This is a genomic window from Microterricola gilva, from assembly GCF_004217495.1.
GTDB lineage: Bacteria > Actinomycetota > Actinomycetes > Actinomycetales > Microbacteriaceae > Microterricola > Microterricola gilva.
This window is the reverse complement of record NZ_SHLC01000001.1, coordinates 2015124-2026516: the sequence shown is the minus strand read 5'-3', so window position 1 is coordinate 2026516 and position 11393 is coordinate 2015124. Positions and strand designations below refer to the sequence as shown.

General features: G+C 69.8%; 9 protein-coding genes. 4 read left to right on the top strand and 5 right to left on the bottom strand.

Annotated elements, in window-relative coordinates; all coding sequences use genetic code 11:
* Nucleotides 1–66: 66 nt before the first annotated feature.
* Both EV379_RS09455 and EV379_RS09450 read left to right on the top strand, forming a co-directional pair.
* Nucleotides 67–990, top strand: a complete 924-nt coding sequence (locus tag EV379_RS09455; protein WP_130505919.1) for a pseudouridine synthase — start codon at nucleotides 67–69, stop codon at nucleotides 988–990.
* 165 nt (nucleotides 991–1155) lie between these two features.
* Nucleotides 1156–3045, top strand: a complete 1890-nt coding sequence (locus tag EV379_RS09450) for an FAD-binding monooxygenase (RefSeq protein ID WP_130505918.1) — start codon at nucleotides 1156–1158, stop codon at nucleotides 3043–3045.
* Between the two features lie 24 nt (nucleotides 3046–3069).
* On the opposite strand, the gene EV379_RS09445 is transcribed toward EV379_RS09450, so the two are convergent.
* Entirely contained in the window at nucleotides 3070–5931 is a 2862-nt protein-coding gene (locus EV379_RS09445; RefSeq protein ID WP_130505917.1) for an FAD-binding and (Fe-S)-binding domain-containing protein, read from the bottom strand.
* A gap of 153 nt (nucleotides 5932–6084) precedes the next feature.
* Complete coding sequence (locus tag EV379_RS09440) at nucleotides 6085–6798, bottom strand: IclR family transcriptional regulator (RefSeq protein ID WP_130505916.1); 714 nt, start codon at nucleotides 6796–6798, stop codon at nucleotides 6085–6087.
* A gap of 184 nt (nucleotides 6799–6982) precedes the next feature.
* Here EV379_RS09440 and EV379_RS09435 point away from each other — a divergent pair, with 184 nt between their 5' ends.
* On the top strand, nucleotides 6983–7510 hold the full coding sequence (locus EV379_RS09435; RefSeq protein WP_130505915.1) for a hypothetical protein: 528 nt from the start codon (nucleotides 6983–6985) through the stop codon (nucleotides 7508–7510).
* 17 nt (nucleotides 7511–7527) lie between these two features.
* On the opposite strand, the gene EV379_RS09430 is transcribed toward EV379_RS09435, so the two are convergent.
* Entirely contained in the window at nucleotides 7528–7932 is a 405-nt protein-coding gene (locus tag EV379_RS09430) for a hypothetical protein (RefSeq protein ID WP_130505914.1), read from the bottom strand.
* Nucleotides 7933–8095: 163 nt separating this feature from the next.
* A complete protein-coding gene (locus EV379_RS09425; protein ID WP_130505913.1) occupies nucleotides 8096–8482 on the bottom strand; it encodes an SHOCT domain-containing protein in 387 nt (128 codons plus the stop codon).
* A 247-nt stretch (nucleotides 8483–8729) separates the two neighbouring features.
* On the opposite strand from EV379_RS09425, the gene EV379_RS09420 reads away from it, so the two are divergent.
* Complete coding sequence (locus tag EV379_RS09420) at nucleotides 8730–9050, top strand: carboxymuconolactone decarboxylase family protein (protein ID WP_242616305.1); 321 nt, start codon at nucleotides 8730–8732, stop codon at nucleotides 9048–9050.
* Between the two features lie 22 nt (nucleotides 9051–9072).
* Here the strand turns inward: EV379_RS09420 and EV379_RS17500 are convergent, their stop codons facing one another.
* On the bottom strand, nucleotides 9073–11316 hold the full coding sequence (locus EV379_RS17500) for a helix-turn-helix transcriptional regulator (RefSeq protein WP_130505912.1): 2244 nt from the start codon (nucleotides 11314–11316) through the stop codon (nucleotides 9073–9075).
* Nucleotides 11317–11393: the final 77 nt, after the last annotated feature.

Below are 11393 nucleotides of genomic sequence, written 5' to 3'. Positions count from 1 at the left end.
TCGAGCTTACTTCGGAGCACTCGGTGCCGTCACGGCATCCGCAGCTCCGGCGCGTACCATCGTGGGGTGCCCCCACGTTCTCCGCTGCCGCAACGAAACGGGCTGGATGCCGCCTGGCTGCGCACCCCGGACCGGGACCCGGCCATGCCTGAGCCGTGGCCGCACATGGGGGCCTGGCTGCACGAGCGGCTGTCCGAACACATCGATGTTCCCGACTTCCTGGAGCAGGGGCGCATCGTGTACGAGACGGGGGAGCCCGCCCGCTGGGGCGACGACTACCGCTCGCACACCTTCGTGTGGTTCCACCGGGACCTCTCGGAGGAGAAAGTCGTTCCCGGGCGGATCCACGTCGTCCACAGGGACGAGCGGATCGTCGTGATCGACAAGCCGCCGTTCCTCTCCTCGATCCCGCGCGGCAAGCACGTGCAGCAGAGCGTCGTCGTGCGGCTCCGTGCCGAGCTCGGGCTGCCGGAGCTGTCGCCGCTGCACCGGCTGGATCGGGTGACATCGGGGCTGCTCGTGCTGGCGACCGAGAAACGCTGGCGCGCCGCGTACCAGACGATGTTCCAGCGTGGGGAGATCGGCAAGGTCTACCGAGCGCTCGCGCCCGACCGGCCGGAACTCGCCGAGGCCGTGACCGTGCGCAACCACCTCGCCAAGGCGCGCGGGCAGCTGCAGGCCGAGCTCGTTCCAGGAGCCCCGGTCAACGCCGAATCGGTGATCCAGCGGGAATCGGTGCTCGGTGACTCTGCCGTGTACCGGCTGGCCCCGACGACAGGGCGCACACACCAGTTGCGGATGCACATGCTGGGGCTCGGGGCGCCGATCGACGGTGACCCGCTCTACCCGGTCGTTCGCGGCGTTGCCGTCGACGACTTCTCCACTCCGCTGCAGTTGCTGGCCAGTGACGTGACGTTCACCGACCCGATCGACGGCACCGCGCGCCACTTCGCCAGCGTGCGCAGCCTGCCGCTGCGGTCCGAGGCCTGAGCCGCCGGCACTCGCCCCCGCCCCCTCCCGTCGCGCCGACCGGGGGTGTCCGCGTGGCGCCCGCTTGTCGCGCGCCGCGCACGGACGTATGATTCATCGAGCGATAGTTGAATCGTGCGTTCGATAATCGAACATCATGCACCGCACAGAGAAGTGAGGAAAGCCGTGCAGTTCCACCACCACGGATACGTGTCAACCGACCCGCGCGTCGAGCCGGCCGCAGGGGTCGGCATCGACCGACCGGACGAGCTGCCGGAGTTCGTCGATGTGCTCATCGTTGGGACGGGCCCGGCCGGCATCGTCGCCGCCGCCCAGCTGGCGCAGTTCCCCGGCGTGACCACCCGGATCGTCGAGCGCCGCGGTGAGCGCCTCGCGATCGGCCAGGCCGACGGCATCCAGGCCCGCAGCGTCGAGACGTTCCAGGCATTCGGCTTCGCCGAGCGCATCATCGCCGAGGCCTACCGCATCACCGAGATGGCCTTCTGGAAGCCCGACCCCGAGGAGCCGGGCACCATCGTGCGCGCGGCCCGCACGCTCGACGACCCGACGGGGATCAGCGAGTTCCCGCACCTGATCGTCAACCAGGCCCGCGTGCTCGACTACTTCGCCGAGTTCGCGGCGAATTCGCCAGCGCGCATTCGGCCGGACTACGGCTTCGAGTTCCGCGGGCTGGAGGTGACCGGCGACGGTGAGTACCCGGTGACGGTGACCCTCGAGCACAGTGCGGGTGAGCTCGCCGGCCAGCAGAAGGTCGTCCACGCCAAGTACGTGCTCGGCGCGGACGGTGCCCGCAGCGCGGTCCGTGAGTCGATCGGGGCACAGCACATCGGCGGCCAGGCGTTCCACGCATGGGGCGTCATGGACACGCTGGCGGTCACCGACTTCCCCGACATCCGCACGAAGTGCTCGATCCAGTCCGAGGCGGGCAACATCCTCCTGATCCCGCGCGAGGGCGGCCACCTGTTCCGCATGTACGTCGACCTCGGTGAGGTGTCGGCCGAGGACCACGGAGCCGTCAGGGCGACCACCCTCGAGCAGATCATCGCGAAGGCGAACGAGATCCTGCACCCGTACGTGCTCGACGTGAAGGACGTGCCGTGGCACAGCGTCTACGAGGTCGGCCACCGGGTGACCGACCGTTTCGACGACGTGCCGGTCGAGGAGATCGGCACGCGCACTCCGCGCGTGTTCATCGCCGGTGACGCCTGCCACACGCACAGTGCTAAGGCCGGCCAGGGCATGAATGTGTCGATGCAGGATGGCTGGAACATCAGCTGGAAGCTCGGCCACGTGCTCTCGGGGCGCAGCCCGGAGAGCCTGCTCGCCACCTACTCGGCCGAGCGCCACGTCGTGGCCAAGGAGCTGATCGACTTCGACCGTCAGTGGTCGACGCTCATGGCCAAGAAGCCGGAGGAGTACGACAGCCCATCGGAGCTCGAGGACTTCTACGTGCGCACAGCGGAGTTCCCGGCCGGCTTCATGACGCAGTACGCCCCGTCGATGGTCATCGCCGAGGAACCGGAGCAGGCCCTCGCGACGGGATTCCCGATCGGCAAGCGCTTCACCTCGGCGCCCGTGACACGGGTCGCGGACACGAACCCGGTGCAGCTGGGGCACCACCACCGTGCAGACGGCCGCTGGCGCATCTATGCCTTCGCTGACGAGGCGCGCGCGGGCGAGAGCTCGGCGCTCGCCGACTGGGCGGAGTGGCTGCGGAGCGCGCCGGAGTCCCCGGTGCTGGTCCACACGCCGGAGGGCGCAGACCTCGACAGCCTCTTCGACGTCAAGGTCGTCTACCAGCAGCCGCACACGGAGGTCGACCTCGGCCGCGTGCCGACGTTGTTCCTGCCGCGAACCGGTCCGTTCGGCCTGATCGACTACGAGAAGGTCTACGCGAGCGACCCCAAGCACGACATCTTCGAGCTGCGCGGCCTCGACCGCGGCGGTGTGGTCGTCGTCGTGCGCCCGGACCACTACGTCGCGCATGTGCTGCCGCTCGGCGCGACGGCTGAGCTGGCCGCGTTCTTCCGGCAGAACCTGCTGCCGGCCGGCTGACGCGCCGACCGGGCGGCGGCTCGGTCAGCGGGTCGCGCGCTCCAGCAGCTCCAGGATGTGCACGTAGGACTCGCCGGTGGCTCGCGTCATGCCGATCTCGCAGGTGCGGTTGCATGAGGCGTGTGCGTCGAAGTCGCGTCCGCCGATCTCGGCCGCCTCTGCGGAGGTGGCCGAGGCGGTGAGCTCGGGGTGCAGCATGCCGCGATCGCCGGCGAAGGCGCAGCAGCCCCATGCATCCGGCACGACCGCCTCCACGGCGACGGCCCCGGCGATCTCCCGCAGGTGATCGTTGGAGCCGAGCCGGGTGCTCGAACACGTCGGGTGCAGCGCCAGCGAGGCGAGCTGCTCCGTGACGTCGAGCCCAGGCAGCAGCCGCTCGGCGGCGAAGTCGACGGCGTCGATGATTCTGAGCGACACCGGGTGACCGTCGAGTTCGGTCACGTTCTCCAGCGCGTGCACCAGTCCCTCCGTGCACGAGGAGTTGTCGCAGACGATCGGCAGGGTGCCGCCTCCGGATGCCGCGAGGAGGGCCCGCACGGTCTTCTCGATCGCCGTGCGGTAGCCGTCGGCGAGGCCCTTGGACTTCCACGGGGTGCCGCAGCAGAGCGAGTCAATGCGCTCGGGGGTCACCAGCCGCACCCCGGCGCGCTCGCAGAGCAGGCGGAACGCCTCCGCGGCGCCGATCCCGCCGTCAGCCGGGCCGAACATGGAGCCGACGCAGGCGGAGAAGAAGACCGCGTCGCCGGTGTCCGGTGAGCCGTGTGCGCGCTTGGCCCCACCGCGCGGCAGGTCGCCGCTCCACTGCGGCACGACGTCACTGCCGAGCACGGCGCGGCCGGCGGCGCTGGCGAGGCACGCGACAGGCGGAACCAGCTTGGCCGCGCTGAGTGCGACGGATGCTCCGCGGCTGACCCCGCCCCAGGCGTTCGCCAGCCCCGCGGCGATGGTGCGGGTCGGCGCGTTCGCATCCTGCTCGCGGAGCCGACGCACGAGGTCGCCCGTGTTGATCAGCACCGGGCAGGCGGTCTGGCACATGCCGTCCGCTGCGCAGGTCTGAACCGAGGAGTACTCCTCGGCGGCGGCGAGCCTGGCATCCAGGCCGGAATCGCCGGTGGCGCGGGCCGCGGCCCGCGCCCGGCGCACCGCGATGCGCTGCCGCGGGGTGAGCGTCACGTCCTTGCTCGGGCAGACCGGCTCGCAGTACCCGCACTCGACACAGCGGTCGACCTCGGCCTCCACCTCGGGCGTCACCTTCAGGTGCTCGAGGTGCGAGGTGGGGGAGTCGGTGAGCAGCACGCCGGGATTCAGCACGCCGCGCGGGTCGCAGAGGCGCTTCACCTCGCGCATGACGGCGTAGAGCTCGCCGCCGAACTGGCGTTCAACGAACGGCGCCATGATGCGGCCTGTGCCGTGTTCGGCCTTCAGCGTGCCACCGGCGCCGAGCACGAGCTCGACGAGCTCGTCCGTGAACCGCGCCTGGCGCTCGATGGCGCCGTCGGCAGTGAAGTCCTCGGTGAGCAGGAAGTGGATGTTGCCGTCCTTGGCGTGCCCGAAAATGACGGCGTCGTCGTAGCCGTGGCGGCGGAACAGGAGCTGGAGCGCCGCGCAGGTGGCGGAGAGCCGCTCGACGGGAACGGCGATGTCCTCGAGCAGTGCGGTCGTTCCCGGCTTCCTGACACCGGCGATGGCCGCGTACAGCCCCTTGCGGAAGTGCCAGAGGCGGGCGCGCTCCTTCGCGTCGCGGGTGATGGCGAGCGCGGGGGCGCCGGCGGCGGCGATGGCCAGCCCGGCGCGCTCGATCTGCGCGGCGAGATCGGCGTCATCCGCCCCGTGGTACTCCACCAGCAGGGCGGCGTGGTCGGCGATCTCGACGTCGTCGATGATGCCGGCCGCCGTCGGATCGGCCTGGATGACGCGAAGCGATGCGGCATCCATCAGTTCGAGCGTGGCCGCTCCGGTCGCGACCAGCACGGGCAGGATGCCGGTCGCCGCGTCGAGGCTGTCGAACACGAGCAGGGCGGTGCCGATCGCGGGGGCGATCGGCACCGTGTCGAAGACGGCCTCGGCGACGAAGCCCAGCGTGCCCTCGCTGCCGACGAGCAGGTGGGCGAGGATCTGCACCGGCTCGCTGAAGTCGAGGAAGGAGTTCAGGCCGTAGCCCATCGTGTTCTTTCCGCGGTACTGCCGCTCGATCTCGGCGACGAGATCCGCGCGGCCGCGAATCTCATCGCGCAAGCGGGCCAGGCCCGCGTGCAGGGCTGGCTCCGCCGCGGCGAGCCTGGCATCGGCATCTGGCAGCGCGGTGTCGACGATGGTGCCGCTCGGCAGCACGACGGTGAGCGCGGCGAGCGTGCGGTAGCTGTTGTGGTGGGTGCCGCACGCCATGCCGCTGGAGTTGTTGGCGATGACGCCGCCGATGGTGGCGGCGATCTCGCTGGCCGGGTCGGGGCCGAGCTTGCGGCCGTGCCGGATCAGTCTGGCGTTCACCTGGCGCACGGTCGCGCCCGGCTGCACCCGCACCCGCGTGCCCCCGTCCTCGACGGTGATCCGGCGGAACGCGGAGCGGGTGTCGAGCAGGATGCCGTCGCCGGAGGCCTGGCCGGAGAGGCTCGTGCCGCCGGAGCGCACGGTCACGTGCCGGCCGGCATCCGCCGCGAAGCCGAGCACGGCTGCCACATGCTCGACGCTCTGCGGCGTGACGACCGCGTCGGGGGTGAGCAGCACGTGCGATGCGTCGACGCCGGCGACGATCCGATCGAACTCCGCGACCGTGACGGTGCGGTCGCCCTCGCCCTGCCGGCCACCGATGGCGCCCCAGAGCCCGGCGGCGAGTGACTCGTTGCCGGGGGAGACGGCGGAGCGGGTGGCGGTTGCTGATGGCGTCATGCGCGGGGGAGTCCTGACGGTGTGGTGGTGCCGCTGCGCTCACACCGTGGAGACGACGGTGCGGGCCCGCGGGGACCGGTCAATGAAACTTTTTTACATGAACAGCCTACACTTCGTAACTTTGTGCCCAGTTGGGCGCTCAGCGGGGCGCTCTCAGGCGCCGTAGGCGCGCGCCACGGACTGGGCACCGAGCTTCAGCCGCTCGGCGATCTCTCCTTCGGTGCCCGGGATGACGACGTGGATCACCGCGATCGACGCCGGAGGTTGCCCTGGCAGCATGAGCGGCACGGCGACCGACTTCAGCGACGGCACGACCTCGTCGTGACTGGAGGCGTAGCCGCGCGACCGGCTCTCGGCCAGCTCCGCCCGCAGCTCCGGGCCCAGCTCGGCCGGCCATGCGCTCTCCGGGAGCCCGAGGAGGATCGCCTTGCCCGGCCCGCCTCGGCTGATCGGATGCCGGTAGCCCGGGCGATATGCCACGACGGCGACCGTCTGGCGTGGGGCTGCGCTCACGAGGGTGACGGCCTCGCCGCTGTCGAGCATCACCGCGAGCAGGCAGGTCATGCCGAGCTCATTCGCGATCTCGTTGAGCACGGGCAGCGCCGCCTGCTGCAGATTGCGCGCGACCCCGGAGTTCAGGGCCGCGAGACCGGCGCCCAGGCCGACGTGGCCGGCGCCGTCTCTGGTCACCAGATTGTGTTCCTCGAGCGTGCGCAGCAGGCGGTAGGCGACCGAACGGTGCACGTCGAGGGCGGCGGCCAGCTCGGCGATCGAGAGGTTGCGTTCGGCGCCGGCGAGGATCTCAAGCAGGCGGATGCCGCGGCTCAACGTCTGCGAGCCGGCCGGCGGAGCAGCCTGTTTCTCCATCGCTCTCCCAGCCTCTCTTCTCGCGTCTCTACGGCAGCCGTCACGGCATGTGATCGCTGTGTTCGATATTAGGACACGACGGACATTCTCCGGAGACCCGGGTCTGTTCCGCGGCGCCGTTCCGTGTGATCCTGAGTGCACCGAGGCCGTCGCCGCGGGTGAGTCATCGAGGAGGCGAGCGGCCATGAGCGAGAGCGACGAATCCGCCTCGCCCGACCTCCGTCCGTGGTGGCAAAGGCGGCGCGAGCTCGTCACGCCCGAGCTCATCTCCGGCACCGTGTTGGTCAGTGCCGTCATCGCCGTCGCCGACGAGAGCGGTCGCGCCATCACCACGACCGGGGTGACCGTCATCACGATGCTGGTGTTGTGGGTCTCGCAGTTCTACATCGTCGCGATCGCGTCGCAGGCCCGTCGACCGGCCGGGGAGCCCGTGCATCCGGCCCGCTCGATCCGCGTCGGGCTCGACGGCTCGGTCGGGCTGTTGATTGCAACCGTTCCGGGGCTGCTCCTGCTGCTGCTCGGCGACCTCGGCGTGCTGCCTGCGAACGTGGCCTACTGGGCCGCGCTCTGGGCCGGCGTTGTCGTGTTGGCGTTCCTCGGCTGGATCGCGTTCAGCGGTCGGCGGGTGGCGTGGTACTGGCGGCTGTGCGGAATGTGCGCAACCGCCGGATTCGGGGTTGTCGTCATCATCCTGCGGATCCTGATCGACTGAGGCAGGGCAGGCGAGGCTCAGCTGCGGAAGAACGTGTTGGATCGCGGCAGGTAGAGCAGGACCAGGGCGGTGACCGACAGCAGGATGCTGATCACCGCGAGCCAGAGCAGCCAGGGTGTCGTGACGGAGAGTATGACGGCCGCCACGATCGAGAGGGATTGGAAGGCGGTCGCGACCACCCTGGCCCCGTAACTGCCGCCGAAGAGCCCGCCGGCGACGATGAGGGTGACCGCACCGAGGATGGCGATGGCGACGGCGAAAACGATGAGCGGGCCGCTCCCGCCGAAGCGCTGCACCAGCTCGTCATTGCCCAGCTGGAGGAGCAGCAGCACGCCGGTGATCACGTTGAGCGCCCCGGAGGCCCAGAGCATGACCGCGACGGCTGTGACTCCGCCAGGGCGGCGATTCTCAGCTGTTGACACGGTGCGCTCCCATCGTCTCTGCTCGCAGTGGCTGCTGCTGCACGCTAACCCCGTCGGCCGCCGAACGCCTCACCCGATCTGCGTGAGGTGACGCCGGGCGCGGTGGCACGCACACGGGCGGGACGGCCACGGTGGCCGTCCCGCCCCGTGTGCTGCTGAGCACTCAGGCCTTGGCCAGCGCCTTCGCCTTGAGCGCCTCGAACTCGGCCGGGCTCAGTGCGCCGGAATCGAGCAGCTGCTTCGCCTTCTCGATCTCGGCGGCCGGTGAGCTGCTGCTGCCGGCGACGTCGCGGATGTACTCATCGTTCTGAAAGCGCGCCTGACGGTACTCGTCCATGCGCCGCTCCGACATCTGACGGCCGCGGGCGATCAGGTAGATGAAGGTGCCGAGGAACGGCACAAACACCAGGAACAGCACCCAGAGCGCCTTCATCCAGCCGTTCAGCGTGTGGTCGCGGAACACATCGACGATGACGGTGATGAAGATCCAGATGCACGCGATGGTGATATAGACCCAGAACAACCAGAGGAGATAGTCCCAGAAAGTCATGTTCGTTCCGCCTTCCAGCATGCGGTGTGCCCATCACCCCGCGGTCGCCTCGACGGTAATGCCGGGCCGATGGCGCCGGCATCATCCCGATGGCATGAACTCCGCACACCGTGTTCACCGCGGTGTTCACCCCATCCGCGTGAGGCGCTTTCCCCGCGGTTGTCGTCCACTTGAGGGGAAGGGCGGGTCCCTGGTTGCCACAGCGCTGTGCGGCCGGGTGCGACTTGCCGGCGGAAGGGGTGGTGTCGTGGACTACAGGCAACGACTGCGCCGGATGGCGATCAACGAGCAGGGCCTGGTTGAGAGCGAGGCCGGCCTCAGTGAACTCGGTGTGCTCGATCCCAAGACCCTGGCGCTCGCTCGTCTGGCGGCGTTGGTTGCGATCGGGGGCGCAGGGCCGTCGTTCGGTGAACAGGCGACGGCCGCCGTGAGCGCCGGTGCCTCAGCAGACGAACTCGTCGACGTCATCGTCGGCGTTGCCTCGATCGTCGGTGTCCCGCGCGTCGTCGCCGCTGCGCCACGGCTCGCTCTGGCCCTCGGCTTCGACGTCGAGGACCCGGTCGACTGACGCGGCCGGCGGTGGGCGTGGTCTAGCCGCCGAGCAGGCCGATGGCCATCGCGCGCTCGACGGCCTCCGCCCGCGACGAGACGCCCAACTTGCGGTAGATCGACCCGACCTCGGTGCTCACCGTGTTGCGCGACACGAACAGGCGCGCTCCGATCTCCGGAACGGTCAGGTGCGTCTGCAGATACGGGAGGAGGCGCAGCTCCGCCGGGCTCAGCGGCGACGCTCCGACGGCGCCGGTGGTCGGTGAGGAAATGATCGATTGGAGTGCGGCGATGTCATCGAGGAGCGTGCCGAGTTCTGGTCGATGAAGCAGGATGTCGTCGATCTCCCGCATCAGGTGTCTGGCCGTTGCGTGGTCGCCGAGCGCGAAGTGCGCCTGAGCCAACTGGAGCCGAACACGCGTGGCGAGGGCGGGAAAGGCCCAGTTGCAGACCGGGCGGGCGCGCATGGCCCTGATGAGTTCGCGCTGCGCCGCCTTCAGGTCGCCGCGGTGCAGCGTGAGCCTGGCCGCACCGGCCAGCGCGAGCACGGATGTCGCGTAGTCCTCGAGCTGCTGCTCGTCGACCGTGTGCAGCGCAGACGCGAGGAGGGCGTCGGCCTCGGCCCAGCGACCACGATCCATGGCGATGATCGCACGCTCGGAATCGCACAGCACTTGTCCATCGCTGTTGCCTGCACTGCTGGCCAGCGCAGAGGCTTCGGCGAACAGGCGATCGGCGGCGTCGGCGTGCCCGAGCAGCAGCTCGGCCTCCCCGGCCAGGCTCAGCGCCTGATCCCGCCACATGCTCCATGCAGGCTCCACCGCCAACGCCAGCTGCGCGTCGGCGAGGGCGTGCTCCGGGCCGGCCGCGCACATCACCGACCGCAGCATCGCACGACCGGACTCGAACGACGCCGAGCCATCGAAGGGCGCGACGTCGAATGACGTCGTCTCGAGCATCGCGGCGATCCGTTCTGCTGCGCTCGCGTGTCCGGAGACGACGGCGATCCAGCCGGCCAGCACCCCGAGAGGAGGGTGGCTCTCGATCGCCGAGTCCCCGAGCTTGCTGATCCAGCGTTGCACGGTGTCCAGCTGCCCTGCCTGGTAGGTGGGCAGGGCCAGCTCAGATACCAGACGCATGGAGAGCTCGCGTTCGGGGGTCTGCAGCAGGTGTTCGACGGCGTTCGCCGCGCTCCCATTCGCCTCGTACCACTCCGCCGCCCTGAGGTGCAGCCCCGCGATCAGCTCCGGGCTGACCCGGCGAAGCTCGCCGAGCAAGAACTCCCGGAACAACGGGTGGTAGCGAAACCACTCCCGGTGGCGGTCGAGGGCGATGAGGAAGACGTTGGATCCCTCCATCTCACGCAGGCGCGCCTGAGAGTCTGAGCCACCGAGCAGCGCGTCACACAGCCCGGCAGAGAACTGCTCAAGCACGGCCGTGCACCGGAGGAAGTGTTGGGCGTCCTCAGAGAGGGCCGCCATCGATTCACGGTAGAGGTAGTCGGAGATGTAGCGATCGTCACCGGAGACGGTGGCGACGCCGCCGTGGCTGTCACGCGCGATGAGCGCGGCCAGGTACAGGCCGACCGGCCAGCCCTCCGTTCGTTCCGTGATGTCGGCGGCCAGCTCGGCGCTCAGCGGAACCTGGGCCTGCGCGAAGATCTGCATGGCCCCGTCCGCGTCCAGTGCGAGGCTCTCCGCGTGGATCTCCAGGACCGCGCCGTCTGCGCGCAGCCGGGCGAGGTCGGGGTGCTCGTGCCTGCTCGCCGTCACGAGCTGGGACCCGGCCGGGACGCCGGCCAGCACGACGCCCAAGACGTCGTGGCAGCCGGGCGAGCCGATCACGTGGAGATCGTCGATCATGATGACGAAATCGACCGGGCTCCTCCGCAGCGCCATGGCGAGGCGGGGTGCTGCACGGCCGAGTGCGGCTGCTCCGTGTCCGTGCATGCTGGCGACCAGTGACGGATCTGCGCCGGTCGCCTGCACGAAGGCCGCAGCCAGGAGGGTGAGGAGCGTGACGGCATCATCGTCGAATCGGTCAAGATTCACATAGGCGACGGCGCGGTCCTCCGCCGCGGCCCACTGGGCCAGCAGGCTCGACTTGCCGTAGCCGGACGGCGCGGTGACGGCGACGATCCGGCACTCGCTCCTTCTGGCCGTGTTGATGAGCGCGGATCGGCTGACGAACCCGGCCCGTGGGGTGGGGATCGCCAGCTTGGTTTCCAGAAGCAGCTGGTCGAGCTCGACGACGCCCGAGGCTGCGACCTGGGAGAACTCGGCCACGATCGCATACTAGGCCCGCCGATACGCGCACCTCAACCGTCGCGCAGGCGTGTGCGGAAGTGTTACGCCGATGTTCG